This is a genomic window from Vreelandella alkaliphila (assembly GCF_016107625.1).
Taxonomy (GTDB): Bacteria; Pseudomonadota; Gammaproteobacteria; order Pseudomonadales; family Halomonadaceae; genus Vreelandella; species Vreelandella alkaliphila.
This window is the reverse complement of sequence record NZ_JABASV010000004.1, coordinates 240,959-260,657: the sequence shown is the minus strand read 5'-3', so window position 1 is coordinate 260,657 and position 19,699 is coordinate 240,959. Positions and strand designations below refer to the sequence as shown.

General features: G+C 54.3%; 19 protein-coding genes. 10 read left to right on the top strand and 9 right to left on the bottom strand.

What is annotated here, in order from left to right:
- Position 1 precedes the first annotated feature (1 nt).
- Both hutG and hutI read right to left on the bottom strand, forming a co-directional pair.
- Positions 2-967: a formimidoylglutamase gene (gene hutG / locus JFC11_RS08300; protein WP_198349164.1), complete on the bottom strand. Its 966-nt coding sequence runs from the start codon at positions 965-967 to the stop codon at positions 2-4.
- A complete protein-coding gene (gene hutI / locus JFC11_RS08295) occupies positions 957-2,171 on the bottom strand; it encodes an imidazolonepropionase (RefSeq protein WP_198349163.1) in 1,215 nt (404 codons plus the stop codon). Before hutI ends, hutG begins: the two co-directional genes overlap by 11 nt.
- Positions 2,172-2,512: 341 nt before the next feature.
- Here hutI and JFC11_RS08290 point away from each other — a divergent pair, with 341 nt between their 5' ends.
- A complete protein-coding gene (locus JFC11_RS08290) occupies positions 2,513-3,835 on the top strand; it encodes a YjiH family protein (RefSeq protein ID WP_232482826.1) in 1,323 nt (440 codons plus the stop codon).
- A 49-nt stretch (positions 3,836-3,884) separates the two neighbouring features.
- Here the strand turns inward: JFC11_RS08290 and hutC are convergent, their stop codons facing one another.
- A complete protein-coding gene (gene hutC / locus JFC11_RS08285; protein ID WP_038485798.1) occupies positions 3,885-4,601 on the bottom strand; it encodes a histidine utilization repressor in 717 nt (238 codons plus the stop codon).
- A 174-nt stretch (positions 4,602-4,775) separates the two neighbouring features.
- Here hutC and JFC11_RS08280 point away from each other — a divergent pair, with 174 nt between their 5' ends.
- The gene (locus JFC11_RS08280) at positions 4,776-5,747 is read left to right on the top strand and encodes a GlxA family transcriptional regulator (RefSeq protein ID WP_095603237.1); all 972 of its coding nucleotides are present in this window, start codon (positions 4,776-4,778) and stop codon (positions 5,745-5,747) included.
- A 111-nt stretch (positions 5,748-5,858) separates the two neighbouring features.
- Positions 5,859-6,806, top strand: coding sequence for an ABC transporter substrate-binding protein (locus JFC11_RS08275; RefSeq protein ID WP_038485792.1), 948 nt, complete (start codon positions 5,859-5,861; stop codon positions 6,804-6,806).
- On the opposite strand, the gene JFC11_RS08270 is transcribed toward JFC11_RS08275, so the two are convergent.
- The 5 genes from JFC11_RS08270 to JFC11_RS08250 all read right to left on the bottom strand — a co-directional run bounded on the left by JFC11_RS08270 (position 6,797) and on the right by JFC11_RS08250 (position 11,863).
- Positions 6,797-7,630, bottom strand: coding sequence for an alpha/beta hydrolase (locus JFC11_RS08270; RefSeq protein ID WP_198349161.1), 834 nt, complete (start codon positions 7,628-7,630; stop codon positions 6,797-6,799). The two genes, JFC11_RS08275 and JFC11_RS08270, sit on opposite strands and share 10 nt — an antisense overlap.
- 104 nt (positions 7,631-7,734) lie before the next feature.
- Positions 7,735-9,336: a BCCT family transporter gene (locus JFC11_RS08265; protein WP_198349284.1), complete on the bottom strand. Its 1,602-nt coding sequence runs from the start codon at positions 9,334-9,336 to the stop codon at positions 7,735-7,737.
- A gap of 207 nt (positions 9,337-9,543) precedes the next feature.
- Positions 9,544-9,999 (bottom strand): thioesterase family protein, encoded by a 456-nt coding sequence (locus JFC11_RS08260; RefSeq protein ID WP_120386728.1) that lies wholly within the window; start codon positions 9,997-9,999, stop codon positions 9,544-9,546.
- A complete protein-coding gene (locus tag JFC11_RS08255; RefSeq protein WP_120386729.1) occupies positions 9,999-10,955 on the bottom strand; it encodes an L-carnitine dehydrogenase in 957 nt (318 codons plus the stop codon). The genes JFC11_RS08260 and JFC11_RS08255 overlap by 1 nt, the downstream gene beginning before the upstream one ends.
- Entirely contained in the window at positions 10,952-11,863 is a 912-nt protein-coding gene (locus tag JFC11_RS08250; protein WP_198349160.1) for a beta-keto acid cleavage family enzyme, read from the bottom strand. The genes JFC11_RS08255 and JFC11_RS08250 overlap by 4 nt, the downstream gene beginning before the upstream one ends.
- Positions 11,864-11,989: 126 nt before the next feature.
- On the opposite strand from JFC11_RS08250, the gene JFC11_RS08245 reads away from it, so the two are divergent.
- From JFC11_RS08245 to JFC11_RS08225, 5 genes are all read left to right on the top strand, one after another.
- Positions 11,990-13,486: an amidase gene (locus tag JFC11_RS08245; RefSeq protein ID WP_198349159.1), complete on the top strand. Its 1,497-nt coding sequence runs from the start codon at positions 11,990-11,992 to the stop codon at positions 13,484-13,486.
- 82 nt (positions 13,487-13,568) lie between these two features.
- Positions 13,569-14,777, top strand: coding sequence for an amino acid deaminase (locus JFC11_RS08240; protein ID WP_198349158.1), 1,209 nt, complete (start codon positions 13,569-13,571; stop codon positions 14,775-14,777).
- Positions 14,778-14,866: 89 nt separating this feature from the next.
- Positions 14,867-15,730, top strand: coding sequence for a methyltransferase domain-containing protein (locus tag JFC11_RS08235; protein WP_120386732.1), 864 nt, complete (start codon positions 14,867-14,869; stop codon positions 15,728-15,730).
- A complete protein-coding gene (locus JFC11_RS08230) occupies positions 15,727-16,716 on the top strand; it encodes a methyltransferase (protein ID WP_198349157.1) in 990 nt (329 codons plus the stop codon). Before JFC11_RS08235 ends, JFC11_RS08230 begins: the two co-directional genes overlap by 4 nt.
- Positions 16,717-16,800: 84 nt before the next feature.
- On the top strand, positions 16,801-17,529 hold the full coding sequence (locus JFC11_RS08225; protein WP_120386734.1) for an SIMPL domain-containing protein: 729 nt from the start codon (positions 16,801-16,803) through the stop codon (positions 17,527-17,529).
- Positions 17,530-17,540: 11 nt separating this feature from the next.
- Here the strand turns inward: JFC11_RS08225 and greB are convergent, their stop codons facing one another.
- On the bottom strand, positions 17,541-18,089 hold the full coding sequence (greB, locus tag JFC11_RS08220) for a transcription elongation factor GreB (protein WP_084183742.1): 549 nt from the start codon (positions 18,087-18,089) through the stop codon (positions 17,541-17,543).
- A gap of 178 nt (positions 18,090-18,267) precedes the next feature.
- On the opposite strand from greB, the gene JFC11_RS08215 reads away from it, so the two are divergent.
- Together JFC11_RS08215 and JFC11_RS08210 are read left to right on the top strand one after the other, a co-directional pair.
- Complete coding sequence (locus tag JFC11_RS08215) at positions 18,268-18,912, top strand: tetratricopeptide-like helical (RefSeq protein ID WP_038485734.1); 645 nt, start codon at positions 18,268-18,270, stop codon at positions 18,910-18,912.
- Positions 18,913-19,012: 100 nt separating this feature from the next.
- Positions 19,013-19,699 carry an NUDIX domain-containing protein gene (locus JFC11_RS08210; protein WP_198349156.1) on the top strand — a complete coding sequence of 229 codons (687 nt, stop codon included), beginning with the start codon at positions 19,013-19,015 and terminating at the stop codon, positions 19,697-19,699.

The window sequence follows — 19,699 nt, the reverse complement described above, 5'->3', positions numbered from 1 at the left end:
GCTAGGTGTCGAGCGCTAACTGAAAGACAATCCGTGCTGCCGCGCGGGCCGTACGGCTATCGATATCGTGATCGGGGTTTAGCTCGGCTAGATCAGCTAAGCGGAGCTTGCCGCTGTCGCGAATGGCCTCAAGCAGTGGTTCAATCAGTGCGAGTGAGACGCCGCGAGCGGCGGGAGCACTGACCCCAGGGGCTTCCCCAGCGGGCAGTACATCCAGATCGATGGTCAGATAGAGGTGATCGCAACGCACCATGAAGCGCTCCAGGTCGCGCCGAATGCACTCAAGGTGGGCCGGTTGAAACTCCCGGTCTTCACGAACCATGACGCCGAGTTCTGCTGCGCGACTAAACAGCGCGCGCGTGTTTGCAGCGCGGCTTAAGCCTAAGCAGGCGTAGCGAAACGGCCAGCCGCGCTTGGCGCATTCATCAGCAATTTGCGTAAAGGGGGTGCCCGAAGAGCGCACATGGGAGGGATCGCGCAGATCGAAGTGGGCATCAAAATTGATAATGCCGATGCGTGGTGCTTTTTCACCGTTATCAGCGAGATGCTGGGCAAGCCCCAGCCAACTGCCGTAGGCCACCTCATGGCCGCCACCTAGCACAACGGGAAAGTGTTCAGCCTTAATTAACGCTGCTAATCGATCGGCCAGGGCTTGTTGGGCGGTTTCTAGGGCATCGCCTTCGCAGCGTACATTTCCCGCATCATAGGCCGGGCCTGTGCGGTGCCACGCCAGCGGTGCCAGCGCTTTACGCAGCGCCGAAGGGCCTTGCGCGGCACCGGTACGTCCTTGGTTTCTGGCTACACCTGCATCGCTTTCAAAACCTAATAAAGCACAGCCCGGCGCTGCCGTTGGGCTGAGCGGTTGGATCTTTTGATGCCAACGCTCACTGTTGGGCTCAGGGTCTGTTCGGCCCGTCCAGAGTGACATGTCGAGTTCAGTGGCAGTGGCTTTACTGTTAATGGCCATGGGTAAGCACCCCCTGGAACATGCGCTGACGAAGGCGGCCTGGTTGTACGGCGTAAGCGAGCTCGGCGGGTGCATCGATATCCCATACACAGAGGTCGGCTTCTGCACCTTCGTGGATGCGCCCTTTGCCCGATAGGCCTAGCGCAGTTGCCCCATGAGAGGTCATGCCCGCCAGTGCCTCTTGGGGAGTCAGGCGGAACAGCGTGCAGGCTAGGTTGAGCATTAGCGTGGGCATAAACAGTGGGGAACTGCCGGGATTGGCGTCGGTTGCCACCGCCATCGGGACGCCCGCGGTGCGCAGCGCCGCAATCGGCGGTTGTTGCGTTTCCCGAAGGGTGTGGAAGGCACCGGGCAGGATTACTGCCACACTACCGGCCTCACACATGGCAGCGATGCCAGTGTCATCCAGGTACTCAATGTGGTCAGCAGATAGGGCTCCGTGGCGCGCGGCCATGGCCGTTCCGCCCAGGTTAGAGAGCTGTTCGGCGTGGGCCTTGATGGGTAGGCCGTGGGCCTCGGCGGCTGCAAACACTCGCTCGCACTGTTCCACCGAGAAAGCGATTTTTTCGCAGAACACATCAACGGCATCAGCCAGGCCTTCAGCCACTGCTGCGGGGATCATTTCCTGGCAGACAAGATCGATATAGCCGTCGCTGTCATCTTTGTATTCTGGGGGGAGGGCATGGGCGCCCAACAGCGTCGTGACGACGTTGACTGGCAGCATCTTGCCGAGACGGCGCGCGACACGCAGCATCTTGAGTTCATCTTTGACAGTAAGCCCGTAGCCAGACTTAATCTCCACGGTGGTAATGCCGTCGGCAATCAGTGCTTCAAGGCGCGGTTTAGCGAGCCTTAGCAGCTCATCTTCACTAGCCTCACGCGTGGCACGAACGGTACTGAGAATGCCGCCACCGCGTTTAGCAATCTCTTCATAGCTAGCCCCTTCAAGCCGCGCTTCAAACTCTTCAGCCCGAGAACCGCCAAATACAAGGTGGGTGTGGCAATCCACAAGACCAGGGGTCATCACACCGCCACTGCCCATCTCTGTGCAGTTATTGGCGAGTTGCTCGTCGAACTCACTCATGGGCGACAAGGTGATGATGTGTGCCCCTTCGGTAATAACGGCCATGCGGTCGGGCAATGTCCGCAAGCCATCGAAGACGCTGATATCGCGCCAGAGGCGACGATCCGTTGCATTCGGCATGAGGAGCTCCTTTCAAAGGCGATGTGCAAAAATTTATTTTCAAATCTTAATGTATATACAATTAAGGTCAATATGAGCCGATTCGTCAAGCTGCTTGTTACAAAATAGAGGGAAGGGTGAAATGCATGAAAAGATGAGGTTTTGTTGTTTTTGGTATTTTAAACAGTTTGTTATGTGTTTTTTGATGTTAATGAAGACTGTTTTTAGTCTGATTCATTAGACTAATGTCTATTTATATTGGCTGGTGGTGCTCTTCAATTGGTGTGTATATGTATATACATTAAGTGTTGAAGATACGTGGAAGGCTCTCTAAACGCTGTTACATAACAAGAGGCATGCTCATGCTCCCTCCCAATACTACAACCCGTCAGCGGCCCAGCGCCGCGCTGATCCTCAAACTGTTTTTGCCAAGTGCGCTGGGGATTTTGATTTTCTTCGTGCCTGTCGAAATTGGCGGTCGCAGCACTATATTGCTCGATCATATGGTGACCGGTGCCCGGAGCTGGCTAGGAGATGCAAGTGGCTTCTATGCGCTGGCGCTGATTGCCGCTGGGGCTGCGTACCCGTTGATTCGAGGCTACTGGAATCGAAACGTTACCGAGCGCATTTTTACCGCACTAAAATTGCTTGGGGTAATGGCTGCTCTGATGGCGCTGACTGGCTGGGGGCCTGCCTTTCTGCATGAACCCGATATGCTGCCTTTCCTGTTTGAAAAGCTGGTGATTCCCGTTGGTTTGATTGTTCCTATTGGCGCGATTTTCCTGGCCTTGTTGATCAGCTATGGGTTGCTTGAGCTTATTGGCGTGCTGGTTCAACCCGTAATGCGGCCCATTTGGCGAACGCCAGGTCGCTCGGCAATCGATGCGGTCGCTTCATTCGTGGGCAGTTACTCTATCGGATTATTGATTACCAACCGGGTGTATCAGGCGGGGCAATATTCCGCGCGAGAAGCGGCCATTATCGCCACGGGTTTTTCGACTGTCTCGGCGACGTTCATGATTATTGTGGCGCGCACGCTGGATTTAATGGCGGTGTGGAACGCCTATTTTTGGCTAACGTTAGTGATCACGTTTATCGTCACGGCGGTCACCGTTCGTTTGCCGCCCTTATCGCGTATGGATGACAGCGCTGACGATGGTGAACCGACCGCGGTGCCAGGAAAACGCTTGCTAACGGCATGGCAGACCGGGTTGGAAGTGGCCGCCCGAGCGCCCGCGTTGCATAAAAGTGTCGCGATCAACTTTAAAGAAGGGCTAGTGATGGCGATTAGCATCCTACCTTCGATCATGTCGGTGGGCTTGCTAGGCTTGCTTGCGGCTAAATACACGCCGCTATTTGAGTGGCTGGGTTGGCTGTTTTACCCCTTTGTGGCCGTGTGGGGCATTGCTGATGCGGCTGCGCTTGCCCAGGCATCCGCTGCTGGCCTTGCCGAAATGTTTTTACCGGCACTGTTAATGGCAGAAGCGGACTTTGTCGCGCGTTTTGCTGCAGGCGTTGTATCAGTATCCGCTGTGCTGTTCTTCTCAGCCTCAATTCCTTGCATTCTTTCTACGAGCATTCCGCTTTCTGTAGGGCGCATGGTGGTGGTGTGGTTTATTCGCGTTGCATTAAGCTTGATGCTCGCCGTACCCACCGGGTATTTGGTACAAGCGCTTATTAGCTAGGTTTTTACCAGATAGGTCTTTACCAGCTAAGTTTTTACCATCTAAGTCTTTATGACGCTTGGCGATGCACCGAGGAGCGCAGCTTGTAGCGGTCGCCTGGATGCAGTAAACGGGCATAGCTGATGAGCTGCTCGCCTGACCACGTGCGTCGTACCATACTCAGGCAGGGGGTGGCGGTATCAATAGCAAGCCAGTCGGCAGTTTGCTGGTCGACAAGCACAGCTTCAACAGTGTGCTCTACGTCAGTAATCGGGCAGGCCGCTACCAATACTTCATTGGGTGTGTGCAGTGAGAAGTCGCTGGTTAAGTAGTTGGGTACCCAGCGAGGGTTAACATAACGGTTTTCAAGCTGAATAGGCGTGTCGTCTTCCAAATGCACCAGCAGCGTTTGAAACACGCGGCTACCCAAGCGAACGCCTAGCCGCAAAGCGACTTCGTCATCCGCTTCAATGGCTTCACATACCAGTACGTGATTACTGTAATGGTGCCCCCTGAAGCGCACTTCATCGGCAATGTTGTAGACCTCGACCAGCGACGACTCTGCCTTGCGATCTGTCACGAAGGTACCTAACCCAGGCTGGCGTGTAAGGTAGCCTTTTTGGACGAGATCACGAATCGCTTTATTAGCCGTCATTCGGCTTACCCCAAAATCTCGGGCAAGCTGCTCTTCGGGAGGGATCTGGTGGTGTGCTTGCCAGGCACCGCCCTGGATTTTTTCTAACAGGTGCTGCTGTATTTGCAGATAAAGTGGAGGAGCGCTGGTCATGAAGTGCCTTTCAAATGAATCTAATGTCTAACCATCTCCAGTGTACCTTGTGCAAAGGCCCAGGGCATCCTGTTGCTGGTTGGGCGTGTATTATGTACGAGGATTCATTGGCGTTGCCTGATTCGCTTAGTAATCGTCAGCATCGATAAGAAAGCGCTTATTTTAGGAGTTATTTTGCGCCTTAACTATTCTGGATCACTGCCAGAGCGCGTTGGTTTTTTATTATTACCGCGCTTTTCAATGATGGCATTTTTTTCTGCGGTAGAGCCGTTACGAATAGCCAATCGGATCAGCGGCCAAACGCTGTTTGAGTGGACGCTATTTAGTCGTGATGGTGAGCCTGTCACCGCAAGCAATGGTATGACGCTATTAGTCGATCAGTCGATGGGCGAGGGTCTCGACCTGCCATCGTTGGCGGTGTGTAGCGGCTTTGAGCCTGAAGATCATTTAAGCCGAGCGCTCATTTCATGGCTGCATCGGCTTGATCAAGCCGGATGTGCCCTGGGGGGGTTGGACACCGGAGGCTTTATATTAGCCGCCGCTCAGTTATTGAAGGGAGAGCGAATCACCTTGCACTGGGAGAGCTTGCCGGTATTCCGTGAGCGTTTTCCAACGATTGAAACAACCGACGAGTTATTTGAGATCGGGGAGCGACGTTTTTCCTGTGCGGGGGGAGCCGCAGCCATGGACATGGCCTTAGCAGTGATCGCCAGGCGTCACGGAACCAAGCTGGCGGTTGATGTTTCCGAGCAGCTTATTCACGAGCGTTTACGTAGCCGTAGCGATCAGCAGCGAATGTCGCTAGCTCAGCGTTTAGGCACCCACAATCGGCGTTTGGTCGAGGCCGTTGCACTGATGGAGAGGCATCTAGAAGAGCCTCTTCCATTGGCTGATATTGCCCACCGGAGTGGTGTGTCATCTCGCCAGTTACAGCGGCTTTTTGAACAGCACTTGAATGTATCTCCTCGCCAGTGGTATCAGCAACTCCGCTTACGCCGTGCCCAGCGGTTGTTGACGGAGACCGATATGAGCGTACTTGCCATCGGTGTGGCCTGCGGCTTTACTTCTAGTTCGAGCTTTGCCCGTGCGTTCCGTGCACACTTTGGCCGCTCACCGATTGAAGCGCGCCAACAAGCAGATAGTTGAGTGTTCTCGGAGCGGCTGTCGCTTTGTGTTTAAGTAATGTCGCTTTGTGTCGTTTCTGCTGCGGCTTAGCAGGCAAACTGATGTCGTATATCGATAAAAGAGGACATTACAATGAAGAACGCACACGGTGGTTTAAAGAGTATTTACACGCTTGGCGCCGCAGGACTGGCAGCGCTTGCGATTGCTGGTCCTGCCGCCGCTGAACTTGACGAAGTAAGTTTGGGCGTCCCCCCTTGGCCAGGTGTCACCGTGAAATCTGAAGTGGCAGCGCAACTGATGGAAGCGATGGGCTATCAAACAAGTCAGCGTGATTTGGCCGTAAGCGTTATTCTTGAGGGGCTAGCGCGTAACGATGTGGATGTTTATCTAGGGGGCTGGTACCCGGTGCAAACCGATATGGTTGAGCCACTGGTTGCTGATAATAAAATTGAAAAGCTGGTCTCCAATATCCAGGGGGCGAACTCTGGCCTGGTGGTTCCTCAGTACGTTTACGATGCCGGTGTGACATCGGTGGCCGACCTGGACGCCTACCGTGACCGTTTCGACGGTGATATTCAGGGCATCGAGGCGGGCACCGGGATTAACACGGCCATTCTGGCGGCTATTGATAATGACATTGCAGGCTTAGGAGACTGGCGTCTGCGTGAAAGCTCCACCGCCGCTATGTTGGCGCAGGCAGAGCAAAAGATGGCGGATGAAGAGTGGGTGACCTTTGTTGGTTGGGAGCCCCACTGGATGAACGTCAGTTTCGACATAGCTTATCTGGATGATGCCGATGAGGCGGGCATTGCCCAAATTGAGAGCACTGTTTGGACTATCGTTCCGGCCAATATGGCTGAAGATGATCCCCAGCTGCATCGTTTTCTTTCACAGTATGTAGTGGATATTGAGGATCAAAACGCGTGGGTGCATGACTACAGCTATGAGGATCGTCCCGCCAACGAGGTAGCGTCTGAATGGATTAGCGCTAATTTAGACACGGTAGAGACATGGCTGGATGGCGTGACGACTAAAGATGGGCAGCCAGCGATACAGGCGGTACGTTCGACTTACCAGTAACCAATATTTCGTGTTAACCGTTTGTTAAGCGCTTGGCAAAAATCTTGCCAAGCGCTTTGCATTTCAGGCAGGTTCGCGTGGGCATGTAATGCCGCATGAACCATGTTTTTTGCACAGCGATAGCCTACCGGCATACCGTTGTTCCTCCAGTCCGCAATGGCTTTTTCGAGCGGTGCGGTCAAAGGGTCGTGCTCAACTGAAAGAACCTCAATCTGCGTTTCCGGTGGAAGTGTATCGAAGTGGTTCCCAATCCATGGGCAGTAGGCAATGAGCGACAAAACATCGTGTCGGCTAAGTAACGGCGCATCGGCTCCCAGCGTCTGCTGATTTAGTTTGCCGACCGGCGGATAGATAAGTCCTAGGGGCACGCAACGGTGCAGTAAGGGCGCTAAATCTATGGCTATGCGACCGCCAGCGCTGTCACCTACTACTGCGATGGGCTTTATAACCTCAGCGACCTTGAGGCAGTCTTCTAGCATGTTGTGGTAGCCCGCCTCCGGCGCTAAGCGATAGCTGACACTGATAACGTGGCGCTTTAGCTGCTCTGCAAGGCTTGCTGCAACGCCATGATGGCTGTCGATAGACCCCAGGGTAAATCCCCCCCCGTGAATGTATAGCACTTGGCCAGACTCAGCGGATGCAGGGATAAAGTGTCGGAGGGCTACGCTTTCCCAGGTTTCGTCAGTGATTGTCATGCCTGACGGATTAGGCGGCGCAAACGTTTGACATAATTGATCGTAGCGCTGTCGTGCTACTGCAGGAGAGCCATTTTCGATATCTTTTAAGCCCGCATCGAAGCGGGTTATAAAAGCGTTAATGTCCATTAGCGGCTCCACCAGTCAGTCGTTACTGCGTTGGTTTGATGCTGTCTCTCACTGACAATCAGGCGCTGCCGTTAAGCACGCCTGATGTCATCGGGATGGTTAGATCAGCGTCTTTTGCGTCGTCCATCGAGCGTCTCGCGGAATAGCGAAAGTAGTACACCTGCGGTCATCACGAGTACAACAACACTTAGCGGTAAGGCAGCAGCAATAAGCGCTGTTTGCAGTGCGTTCAGGCCTCCGGCAACCAACAACACTGCCGCCACCAAACCAATCACCACGCCCCAGAACACTCGGAAGCGTTTAGGCGGTTCATTGTCACCTAATGATAAAATGGTGGTCAGCACTAACGTGCCGGAGTCTGAAGAGGTGACAAACCAGCTCATTAGCAGAAATACCATCATGGCGGAGAGTATCCAGCCAAACGTGCCGCTGCCGACAATGCCATCAGCCGTGGCAAACAGTGCTGAGGGTAGGTTCCAAGCGTTAACCAGCTCAATAATACCGGCGCTACCTGGGCCATTCGTTGCATATAACTCCTGATACATGGCGTTGCCGCCAAAGATGATCAGCCAAACAAAAATGATCAGGGTAGGTACTAACAGAACGCCCAATACAAACTCGCGTAACGTACGTCCTTTAGAAATTCGGGCGATGAAAAGACCGACAAAGGGAGCCCAGGCTAGCCACCAGCCCCAGTAGAAGATTGTCCAACCCTGTTGCCAAGCGGCGGTTCCTTCCTCATCAGCGTACCAAAGTCCCATGGGAATAAAATTGATAGCGTAGTCGAGCATGGTTTCGCCGAACGCCATGATGAGCCACAGCGTGGGGCCTGCAATTAGGAAAATGCTCACGACCACTAGGGACACCCAGATATTCATCTCGGAGATAAGACGAATACCGCCGCGTACGCCGGATACGGCTGAGAGTATTGAGATAACTGAAATACCCGCGATAAGTATTAACTGGGTATTTAGTCCTGGGTCGACACCTATTAGCCGTTCTAAGCCAACGGCCATTTGGCTAACCCCAAGCCCTAGCGAAGTAGCGACGCCAAAGACGCAGCCGAGCACCCCAAGGATATCAAACAGGTGGCCGATAGGGCCGAAGATGCGTTCGCCTATAAAGGGGTAAAGCGCCGAGCGCAGTGCTAGCGGCAACCCTTTTCGATAAGCAAAATACGCCAGCGACATACCGACAATCACATAGATGGCCCAGCCGTGAAGGCCCCAGTGAAAAACGGTAACGCGTAACGCATCGATAGCGCGCTCGTGACCGATGGCGGCGGCACCGGCCATATCGGCATGGGGGTTGTTGGGGTAGCCAAACGCACCGGTATCGTCAAGATAAAAGATTGGCTCAGCGACGCCAAAAAACAGGATGCCAATGCCGATACCTGCTGAGAAGAGCATCGAGAACCACGCAAAGTTACTGAACTCTGGGCGGCTGTCGTCAGCGCCAAGTCTTACGCTTCCATAGCGACTGAAGACAATGAAGGCGCAGACCGCTAGTAGCAGCATCACGGTAATCAGGTAATAACCGCTAAACGTGCTCTCAATCCAGGCGCGTGTTGCTCCGAACACGCTGCCAGCTGTATCTGAGCCAAGCCCGGTGAAAAGTACGAAGATCAGCACTAGGCCGCTAGCACTTAGCGTCATTCCCTTGTGCATGCCTTGGAAGAAACCGCCTTGGGCGAGCTCTGTCACCATGTAGTCTGTACTGAGTTCGGCCTTGGGTGAGTTGTTATGCGAAGGCGGCGTGGATCGATGAGGGGGAGTTGGCGTAGCGATATGCTTGTCCTCTTGGGCCGGACGTCGGGCCGGCAATCCCGGTCAACCGTCCGTGCTGGCGGACGGTTCTCATTATTTTTAGTTTTGCTTTGCTATGTGGTTTTGCTATTCCTTTTTGCCGTGTCGTTATCGCCGTATGGCAATTGTGCGGTTAGCCAGCTCTGGCCATGTTGATGGCGCTGCTAAAGGTAACGCAGAGATGGCTTCCTCAACGGGGGATGGGAAAGGCGCAGGGCGAGCGGTATCGATATCAATGCCCATCAGCATCTGCTCGCTGGTGGCTAGCAGGTTGCCTGCTTCATCATTCAGCTTGAAAAAGACATGCAGGCGCTTGTTATCGCGATCCAGCAGGGTCAGCTCCACGCCGAGTGGCTGTCCTTCATGGGCCTCGCGGCGATAACAAAGATGCGTCTCAAGGGTGTAAATGGTATAGCCATGGCGGGCACGACCGGAGGTGTCCAGGCCGATATGATCCATGAGTGCTTCTACCGCAAGTGAGAATACTCGGGCATATTCGGCGTCGTTCATATGGCCGTTGTAGTCGACCCACTCCGAGGCAACGCGGCTTTGTAAAATAATCATTAAATACGTCCTTCCAAACCTTCGGCTTCAGGCCAATATTTTTGTACTAAGCCGAGCAGTTCCACCAGAAAGTCATCACGGCGGCGATCCAGCTCGGCCACTGAGCGACCAGCGGCTTGATGCTCGCAGCCTTCCACCACGCGATCAATAAGCTCGTTGGTAAGCTCGGGAGCTTCAAGCTTTGTCCACGGTAGTTTTAACGCTGGACCGAACTGTTCAAGCATATGGCGCATCCCTGACTCGCCACCAGCCAAATGAAAGGTGAGAAAGGTGCCCATTAGTGACCAACGCAAACCACAGCCGTAGACGACGGCGGCATCTATCTCTTCGGTTGTCGCCACGCCATCATTGACTAGGTGCAGCGCCTCACGCCAGAGCGCTTCCATCAGGCGGTCAGCAATATGCCCCTCAATTTCTCGGCGCACGACCAGTGGGCGCATGGCGAGTGCTTGGTATCGCGCATGAGCACGCTCTAACTCGTCAGGCGTGGTGGCTTCTCCGCCAACGAGCTCCACTAGCGGTAGCAGATAGACCGGGTTAAAGGGGTGAGCCACGATAACTCGCCCAGGAGCATTGTGGCAGTCTTGCTGCAAGTCGCTGGGTTTAAAGCCAGATGTGGAAGAGCCGATAATGACGTGCTTTTCCGCAGCTGAATCCAGCGCCGCAAGCATTTCGCGCTTAAGCTCAAGTCGCTCAGGTACGTTTTCCTGAATTAAGTCAGCGCCAATAACCGCCTCTTCTACACTATCGACGAACCGTAAGCGTTTTGGGTTAGCGCTTTCTGCCAAGCCAAGACGCTGTAAAGAGGGCCAGGCATTGTCAATAAAGGCACGCGTGCGATCGGTTGCATTGGGGTCTGGGTCAAAGGCCACGACATCCCAGCCTTGTGCCAAGGCGCGAGCAATCCAGCCATTGCCAATGACGCCGGTTCCTATCACGCTAAGTTGGCGGCTCATACGTCACCTCCCGCGCTGATATTCCCGGTGTGTGGATCGCGTAGGGACAGGTGAGCGCGTGTCTCTGCAGGTGTCATCACTCGGCCACCAAGGTTGTCGATGACAGTGGCGGCTTTCTCAACTAATTGCCCATTAGTCGCCATTACGCCCTTTTTAAGATAAAGATTATCTTCAAGACCGACGCGGGCATGGCCGCCTAGTAGAACCGCCTGAGCCACCATGGGCATCTGATGTCGACCGATGCCGAAAGCTGCCCACTGAGCGTTTTCTGGCAGTTTATTGCGCATGGTCAACATCGTTTCAGTATCGGCTTCAGCGCCCCAGGGAATGCCCAAGCAGAGTTGATAAAGAGGATCGCCATCGATCAGCCCTTCCTGCTGTAGCTGGCGTGCGAACCAAACGTGGCCCAGGTCGAAACATTCAAGCTCTGGTTTGACGCCAGCAGCCTGCACCAGGCGGGCGTGCTCGCGTAGCCAGTCGGCAGGGTTTACGTAGACCATATCGCCAAAGTTGAGGCTGCCGCAGTCTAGGGTGCAGAGTTCGGGCAAAAGCTCACCGACTGGCTCATGGCGTTGGGCGGGCGTTTGAATGTCCGTGCCGGGGCCACCGTGGGTGGGATCCTGAGCGTCAGGAATCCAATCTCCGCCTCCACCGGCGGTAATGTTCATGACGATATCCACCTCGGCCTCGCGCACACGCTGCATCACCTCACGAAAATGCTCGAGAGAGTGGCTGATGCCGCCGGTTTTAGGGTCACGTACATGAATATGGGCCACGCTGGCACCGGCTTTTGCGGCGGTAATACAGTCGTTCGCGATCTGTTCGGGCGTGATAGGAACATTGGGGTTCTTGCTTGTGGTGTCACCTGCGCCGGTGACAGCACAGGTCAAAATAACGTTGCGGTTCATTGGCCGCTCCTTGACAGTAGCGATGGGAAACGTACTTAAGTATGGCGAGATAGCGAGATAGCGATTGTCATTAAGCGACGCTAGATGCGCATAAAGCGTCGTTGTTAATTAAACGGAGTTAATGCGATGCAACTTAAGGACTACCAGAAGTACGACGCCACCGGTCTTGCTGAACTCATTCGCCGCCGAGACGTCAGCCAGACTGAGGTATTCGACGCGGCGGTGACTGCGATTGAAACGCTTAACCCATCTCTTCATGCGGTGGTTAGAACGCGCTTCGACAAAGCGAAACACGAGCGTGACCAAGTGTCGGCAAACTCGATATTTGCTGGTGTCCCAACGTTAAGTAAAGATCTATTGATGGCATTAGCGGGTGAGCCGCTGGCATTCGGAAGTTCATCATTATCAGCGTGGTGCCCCAAAGAAGACTCGCTGCTTATTCAGCGTGTGCGGACGGCAGGGTTAGTGGTGGTGGGGCAAACGGCCACGCCGGAATTAGGACTAATGGGGATTACAGAACCTAAGGCATTTCCCCACCCGCAAAACCCATCTCGAAAGGGCTATTCCCCAGGCGGCTCAAGCGGAGGTGCAGCAGCGGCGGTCGCTAGCGGAATGGTGCCTATTGCGCTGGCAGGCGATGGTGGTGGTTCTATCCGCATTCCTGCCAGTTATTGTGGTTTGTTCGGTTTTAAACCTTCTCGCGGGCGGGTGCCGTTAGCGCCTGCCCACGGTGAAGTCTGGCAGGGCGCGGTGGTCGAGCACGCCATCACCCGTAGCGTGCGCGATAGTGCAGCGTTGCTAGAACAGATTAACGGCATGGCACCTTCTGGCCCTTACCCAGTGCCGCGGGAAACGGGCTTAGTGGATGCCTTATCAGCCTCCACTAAGCCGCTACGCATCGCCGTGTCGCTGGGTAATTTTTTAAGTTACGGACTGGATACCCAATTAAGTGCAGATGTGAAAATAGCCGTTGAGAAAGCCGCAAAGGCACTGGCCGACATGGGTCACGAGGTGGAGTGGTGTGACCCACCGGTTGATGGTGATGCCTTGGCCGACAGTTACCTGACGCTCTACCTTGGCCATTTAGCCGCTGACCTTCAGTGGGTAAGCCAGCAAACCGGTGTGCCGGTGCATCGGTTAGCCATTGAGCCGTCTACCCGCGCCGTTGGTAGGCTGGGCGCTAAGCTTTCGGCAAAAGATTACGAGCTAGCAAAGCGCTATTGGCACGAGGCTGCCGAGCAGATGAGCCAGTTCCACCAGCGTTATGATGCTCTGGTATTGCCGGTAGCCGCGGATACTGCTCCCAAAATAGGCGAGCTTTATCCCTCTGCGGCTCGCGAGCGATTAATGTCTCTGTTAGCGGTTCCTGGTGCATCAGCGCTGGCACTGAAAGCGGGGGTGTTAAAGCACCTGGCGGTGGATGCGCTTAGCCGTACCCCGTTTACGCAATTGGCGAATCTTACCGGCCAGCCTGCTATGTCGGTACCTTTCCATGTGGCGGCCAATGGGTTGCCCGTTGGGGTGCAAGTGGTAGGGCGCCTGGGTGAGGATAAGCAACTGCTACAGCTGGCGGCAGATATGGAGCGACATGGTGATTGGCAGTGTCGTGTAGGCCAACATTAAGGTTCGGTGTGTGGTGGTCAATGGCGCATACAGCAACTGTATAGCGTAAAAAGCAGATTGTTTTCTCAAGGATTATAGGTAAATGCATACAACGACGTTAGCGATGGATAAAGGCGGTGTGGAGCTGGGGCCGAATCTTTTGTCAGGCGTCAGCTTGCCCGCTGCGGTGGTGCATGAAGGCCCGCTGGCGCATAACATCACGTGGATGCAGCGATTCGCTGACGCTCATGGTGCTTACTTGGCACCCCATGGCAAAACGACCATGGCCCCTGCGCTTTTTCAGCGTCAGCTGCAGGCGGGGGCGTGGGGCATTACTTTGGCAACCGCGCCCCAGTGTCGTGCTGCCTACGCTAACGGCGTGACCCGATTGATCATGGCGAATCAGTTGGTCGGCCAAGCTAATATGGCCATCATCGCTAGCCTGCTTGAGCAGGGTGTGACGTTTTACTGTGTGGTCGATAGCCAGGATAACGTACGTCAGCTTGGGCGTTTCTTTGCCGAGCGAGGATTGACGCTAACGGTGCTCATTGAGGTAGGGGTGCCCGGAGGACGTTGTGGCTGTCGCAGCAAACAGCAGATTCTCTCGCTCGCGGAAGCCATTGCTAATGAATCCGCGCTCTCACTGGTGGGGCTAGAGGGCTATGAAGGTGTGATGCATGGCGATAACCCGGAGCCCCGTGTTCGTGACTATGCCAAGCAGTTGGTGGACGTGGCGGTAGAGCTTGAGGCCGCTGGACGTTTCTCAGAGGAAAATCCTATGGTCACCGCATCGGGTTCTGCCTGGTATGACGTGATTGCAGAAGCCTTTGACAGCGCACCGCTTCAAGGGCGATTTACCCCCGTGTTACGCCCCGGTTGCTATATCGTCCATGATCATGGCCTTTATCGTGACGCGCAATCTGCGGTGTTAAAACGTCGGCCAGATCTGCAGCAGGGGCTTGAACCAGCCTTGGAAGTTTTTGCTCAAGTGCAGTCGCTGCCTGAACCTGGGCTTGCTATTGTGGCGCTCGGCAAACGCGATATTGGCCACGACCAGTTCCCCATTGCTCTACGCCGTTATCGAGAGGGAAGTGAGGCCTCGCACCTTTTGTCAGTCGCTGGCTGGGAAGTGACGAAGCTTATGGATCAGCATACCTTCGTGCGCCTTCCTGAAGCATCTCAGGATGTTGAGGTCGGTGATATCATCGCTTTTGGTGCCTCCCATCCCTGTTTAACCTTTGATAAGTGGCGCCAGCTGCTGCTGGTAGACGACGAGTTAAACGTGAAAGAGCATTTGGCCACCTACTTTTAAATGTGGCTCGAACGGTAGGCGACTAGGCAAGCCTTCTGCTCTCAGGCAGGTTAAACTACGCGACTTTGAGTCAACGCTTGGCGCCATGCATGCATCCCCTTGATACATCAACAAGTCATATTTCAAACAGCCATATTGCAAAAGGCTATGAGCTAACCCAAGCGGGAGATCGTTATTTCGATGGCTTGGTCGATAAGTTCTCCCGTTCGCTTTATCAAGCGCCCCGTGGCGAGCTGCGACTGGCGATGCTGGATTATTTGCTGCCGCAAATGCTGCGCCTGACGGCACAGCCAGTGCTTGATGTTGGTGGTGGTTTAGGACAACTATCGGGGTGGTTTGCTGAGCGCGGGCACGCGGTCACCATGGCAGAGCCTTCCCAGGATATGTTGGCCCATGCAAATGCATGGCATGACGAGCGACGTGCTGCAGGTGCTTGGCCACCAGAACAGCTTCGCTATCTTGCCGCGCCGCTTCAGTCGCTGCCGCAGCAAGCGCCTGGGCCTTGGCCGCTCATCACCTGTCACGCTGTGCTTGAGTGGTTAGGAGAGCCTGAGCAGGCCGTGCAAACGCTTGCTAGTCTGCTTGCCCCTGGCGGGCAGTTAAGTTTGATGGTGTTTAACCGCGATGCGTTGCGCTTTTCCAACGTCATCAAAGGTAACTTAAAAAAAGCGCTTAGCGACCAGCTTGAGGGTAAAGGTAAGCGACAGCGGTTAACGCCTATCTCACCGGTCACCCACGACGAAGTGTGCCAGTGGGCAGCGAATAACGGCCTGCTCATGGATTCCGTTGCCGGGATACGAATTTTTCAGGATTATTTACGCCATCCCTCTGCAGAGGAGAGTGATCAGGCAACGCTGCTGGCGCTCGAAAAGCAGTATTGCCGCCAAGATCCTCACTGGCGGCTAGGACGCTATTTACTTTATACCTTCACCAAACCCGAGGCTTATGTATGAGCGCGCAACTGCCGGCTTGCCAACTTCTTGAACGTTTCTATGGCCAATCGGCTAACTTATGGCCTGTTGCGCCGCCTGCTGATGCCTGGTTGCAAGCCCATTCTACGGCAATGATAAGTGGTGATGTAGCGCTGCGTGAGCAGTGGGTGGCCAGTGGTAAAGCAGCCGCTAGCCCGTTTGATGCACCCTTTATTCAGCAGGCTGGGCAGGTGGTGCTGTTTTGGCCGAAGGCTCATCAACTGGGAATCTGGTGGCTAACATGGCTATGTCACGTGTTGCCTGAAAATACTCCGCTTGATGTTGTCGGTGAGCATCAGGGAGGCATCAAGCGCGTGCCTAAGATATTGAGTGAGTTGGGCATGCGCTGCGATAAGCTTGATAACGCTCGTCGTTGCTCGTTGTTTGCTACGCGCACGGTAGCGATGGGGCAGCCAGATAATGCGTGGCAAACCTTTGAAGCGCTGGATTTAAAACTGGTGAGTCATCCTGGCGTCTTTGGTCACGGCAAGGTTGATGAAGGCACGCGTTTAATGCTCGAAAGCATAGCGACTAGCTTGCCCAAAAAGCCGCTCAACGTGCTGGATGTGGGCTGTGGCGACGGCATTATTAGTGCTTGGCTTGCAGCGCGAGGCCATCAGGTCACCGCTGTGGATGTCAGTGCGTTTGCAGTGGAAGCGTGCCGCCGAACGCTAGCAGCCAACCAGCTTAGTGGTCGGGTGCTTGAGAGCGACGTTTATTCAGCGCTTGAAGGTCAGCAGTTTGATCTGATAGTGAGTAACCCTCCGTTTCACCAGGAACGAGAGATTACCTATAGCCCTAGCGCACGCCTTATTTCAGAAGCGCCCAATCATTTATCGGCCAAGGGGCGGCTTGTGTTAGTGGCGAATGCCTTTCTTCCATACCCTGATGTGCTGGAAAGCACCTTCGGTGGTTTTGAGACCTTGGCAGATAATCGGCGCTTTAAAGTGTATCGAGCCGCTAAATAGCAAGCGCCACTGCTGAGACGACTATTTGCGTCTATGATGCCAATAGTAAGCCGCGTTTCGGCTTTACGTGTAAAGGAGATGGAAATGACAGGAAGCGTTCGTACGACGGCCGTTATTGGCAGTGCGTTGATCTTGGGCAGTTTGCTGGCGCTGGGGCTCGTGTGGGGAGGCAGTTACTTCAAAGGGGCTGCTGAGGTTTGGCAGCAGTCTTCACGCAGTGTCACCGTACGTGGCTTGGCCGAGCGCGAAGTGGCGGCGGATATGGTGCTATGGCCACTTAACTATACTGTTAATGCCAATTCGCTTTCTGACTTAGAGCAGCAACTCTCCAGCAATGAGCAGTTAATTCGCCAATTTCTGGAGGCCCGTGGCTTCGATATGGGCAACGTCAGCGTAACGCCACCGCGTATTACTGATCAATTTAGCAATATGTATGGTGGCGAACGCCCAGACGAGCGCTATCGCGCTGAGGCTACGTTGCTGCTACGTACTGATAATGTTAGTGGGGTGATAGAGGCGGTGCCCCAAGCCACTGCTTTGGTACGTCAAGGCGTGCTGTTGTCGCCTAGCTATGAATACCGCACTGAGTTTTTGTTTACTGGCCTAGACGCGATTAAGCCTGAAATGATTGCTGAAGCGACGGCTGATGCACGCAATGCAGCCCAGCAGTTTGCCGAAGATTCTGGTAGTGGTGTTGGGGGAATACGCCAAGCGACCCAGGGCTACTTTTCCATTGAAGATCTCGATAGCTATACACCCCATATCAAGCGAATCAGAGTTGTCACTACGGTAGATTACTCGTTAGAAGAGTAGTCCTTACCGCCTCAAGTAGACGGTGATTTCATGCCCGGATAACGGATCGCCGTGATGGTGTAGAACGTCTCGCCATTGGGTGTGAGTACCGTGATATCGTCGTCTACTTCTTTCCCGAGCAGTGCTTTGGCCATGGGAGCATCGATACTGATCCAGCGCTTTTTGGTATCGATTTCGTCGTGGCCAACAATTCTAAGATGAACCTGCTCTCCGCTTTCATCTTCCAAATCTACGTACGCGCCGAAAAAAACCTTGCTGGTGTCAGCGGGCAGACGATCAACAATCTGCAGTTCGTCCAACCGTTTTGTTAGGTAGCCAATACGCGCAATAACGCGGTTTAACTCTTTCTTGTTATAGGTGTAATCGGCATTTTCACTGCGGTCTCCTTGGGCGGCCGCTTCGCCGACTTTGGCCGAAATGGCGGGGCGTTTAACTCGCGATAAATGGTCCAGGACAGCGCGCAGGCGAGCCGCACCCTCTGCTGTGATCAGGTTGCTCTTAGGTTGTTGGCGCGGGTCTTTCGCTGGATCGCGCCAGCGCGTCATATTTCGGCCTTTCATTGCGTTTTTCACCTCCTCAAAGAGCACCAGCTTACGCTAATGGCAGTGTGGTTAACAAAGCGCTTATTTATTGGCGATTCATTCAAACGTTCGTTACATTATGGGTGTGGGTGATTTCAGACCCCAAAACCAAACGTATTACTTGTTAGAAAGCACAAAAATAAACCAGGAGCTTATTATGCGCACACCCCCTTTTTCTCGGTTACTCATTGCAGCGGCGTTAGGCAGCGCCTTAGCGCTAGCCCCATTAAGTGTGTCGGCTTATGAAGGCGACGTATTCTCGCTAAAAAATCGTTGGGAACACACCGTCACTGAGATGCCAGCTAACGAGCGCGAGAGCACGCTTAAAGCGCTGGCCAGTGAGGCTGAGCAACTGGCTAGCCAACACCCTGATCAAGCGGAAGTATTAATCTGGCAAGGCATCGTGCTGGCTTCCTATGCACGTGAACGCGGCGGGCTTGGTGCATTAGGCACCGCGGGCGATGCCCGCGATGTGCTGGAGCGGGCCATTGAAATCGACCCACAAGGCGGTAATGGTTCGGCTTATGTCACGCTAGGAGCGCTATACGACCGCGCCCCAGGCAGGCCATTAGGCTTTGGCAACAGCGATACCGCTGAGCGCATGTTTCAGCGCGCGCTAGAGATTCGCCCAGACGGTATTGATGTGAACTATTACTACGCGGCGTTCTTGAAAGAAGAAGGTAATACCCAAGCTGCTCGTGAGCATGCCCAGCGCGCGGTGAATGGTACTGCACGCGAGACCCGTCAAGCATCTGATGAAGCACTGCGCCGGGATGCCGAGGTATTACTCGGCGAGCTGTAGGCTGTTAGCCAAGGCGTCTAGCGCTAAGGTTGATAGGCGCATTGGCATTCCCAGTGGTAAGCATTGATAATAGAACGATTGTTAACACTGGGAGTGCTTCATGGCATCTAGCCCTAATTCATTAGTGCCCGATGCGTCAGCGCCGCCTCAGTTAGGCCGAGACGATGTCGAGCTTATTCAGCGAGAGAGCCTTTATCAGGGGTTTTTCCGTTTGGAAGCCTTAGAACTGCGTCATCGTCTGTTTGAAGGCGGCTGGAGCGGCACGATGCGGCGTGAGGTGCATAACCGCTTCGACGCTGTTGGCGTGCTGCTTTACGACCCTGCTCGTGACGCGTTAGTACTTGTCGAACAGTTTCGTGCTGGCGCGATTGACGATCCGCTTTCCCCTTGGAAGTTAGAGTTGGTGGCGGGGCTGGCAGATAAAGACGAATCTCTTGAAGATGTTGCCCGCCGCGAAGCCATGGAAGAGTCTGGCTGCCAGGTTGGCGTGCTGACTAAATTACATACTTATTATCCAAGCCCAGGGGCGTGTAACGAACGCGTGACGCTATTTTGTGGCTTAGTCGATACCCAGGGTATGGGGGGAATCCATGGCCTGGATGATGAGCACGAAGATATCCGTGTTCATGTGGTGACGTTCCCAACAGCATGGGAACTCCTGGAGCAGGGAAGACTCGATAACGCCATGTGTTTGATTGGGCTACATTGGTTAGCGAGCCAGCGCGCTTCGCTGCGTGCTGCTTCTCATCGAGCAGCGACAATGCCAAGCGAATCTGAAAAGGAGTGA

What these genes read in the sequence shown, in the direction of transcription:
- hutG (WP_198349164.1), bottom strand. Translation starts at nt 967, where the DNA reads ATGGCCATTAACAGTAAAGCCACTGCCACTGAACTCGACATGTCACTC.
- hutI (WP_198349163.1), bottom strand. Translation starts at nt 2,171, where the DNA reads ATGCCGAATGCAACGGATCGTCGCCTCTGGCGCGATATCAGCGTCTTC.
- JFC11_RS08290 (WP_232482826.1), top strand. Translation starts at nt 2,513, where the DNA reads ATGCTCCCTCCCAATACTACAACCCGTCAGCGGCCCAGCGCCGCGCTG.
- hutC (WP_038485798.1), bottom strand. Translation starts at nt 4,601, where the DNA reads ATGACCAGCGCTCCTCCACTTTATCTGCAAATACAGCAGCACCTGTTA.
- JFC11_RS08275 (WP_038485792.1), top strand. Translation starts at nt 5,859, where the DNA reads ATGAAGAACGCACACGGTGGTTTAAAGAGTATTTACACGCTTGGCGCC.
- JFC11_RS08270 (WP_198349161.1), bottom strand. Translation starts at nt 7,630, where the DNA reads ATGGACATTAACGCTTTTATAACCCGCTTCGATGCGGGCTTAAAAGAT.
- JFC11_RS08265 (WP_198349284.1), bottom strand. Translation starts at nt 9,336, where the DNA reads ATGGTGACAGAGCTCGCCCAAGGCGGTTTCTTCCAAGGCATGCACAAG.
- JFC11_RS08260 (WP_120386728.1), bottom strand. Translation starts at nt 9,999, where the DNA reads ATGATTATTTTACAAAGCCGCGTTGCCTCGGAGTGGGTCGACTACAAC.
- JFC11_RS08255 (WP_120386729.1), bottom strand. Translation starts at nt 10,955, where the DNA reads ATGAGCCGCCAACTTAGCGTGATAGGAACCGGCGTCATTGGCAATGGC.
- JFC11_RS08250 (WP_198349160.1), bottom strand. Translation starts at nt 11,863, where the DNA reads ATGAACCGCAACGTTATTTTGACCTGTGCTGTCACCGGCGCAGGTGAC.
- JFC11_RS08245 (WP_198349159.1), top strand. Translation starts at nt 11,990, where the DNA reads ATGCAACTTAAGGACTACCAGAAGTACGACGCCACCGGTCTTGCTGAA.
- JFC11_RS08240 (WP_198349158.1), top strand. Translation starts at nt 13,569, where the DNA reads ATGCATACAACGACGTTAGCGATGGATAAAGGCGGTGTGGAGCTGGGG.
- JFC11_RS08235 (WP_120386732.1), top strand. Translation starts at nt 14,867, where the DNA reads ATGCATCCCCTTGATACATCAACAAGTCATATTTCAAACAGCCATATT.
- JFC11_RS08230 (WP_198349157.1), top strand. Translation starts at nt 15,727, where the DNA reads ATGAGCGCGCAACTGCCGGCTTGCCAACTTCTTGAACGTTTCTATGGC.
- JFC11_RS08225 (WP_120386734.1), top strand. Translation starts at nt 16,801, where the DNA reads ATGACAGGAAGCGTTCGTACGACGGCCGTTATTGGCAGTGCGTTGATC.
- greB (WP_084183742.1), bottom strand. Translation starts at nt 18,089, where the DNA reads ATGAAAGGCCGAAATATGACGCGCTGGCGCGATCCAGCGAAAGACCCG.
- JFC11_RS08215 (WP_038485734.1), top strand. Translation starts at nt 18,268, where the DNA reads ATGCGCACACCCCCTTTTTCTCGGTTACTCATTGCAGCGGCGTTAGGC.
- JFC11_RS08210 (WP_198349156.1), top strand. Translation starts at nt 19,013, where the DNA reads ATGGCATCTAGCCCTAATTCATTAGTGCCCGATGCGTCAGCGCCGCCT.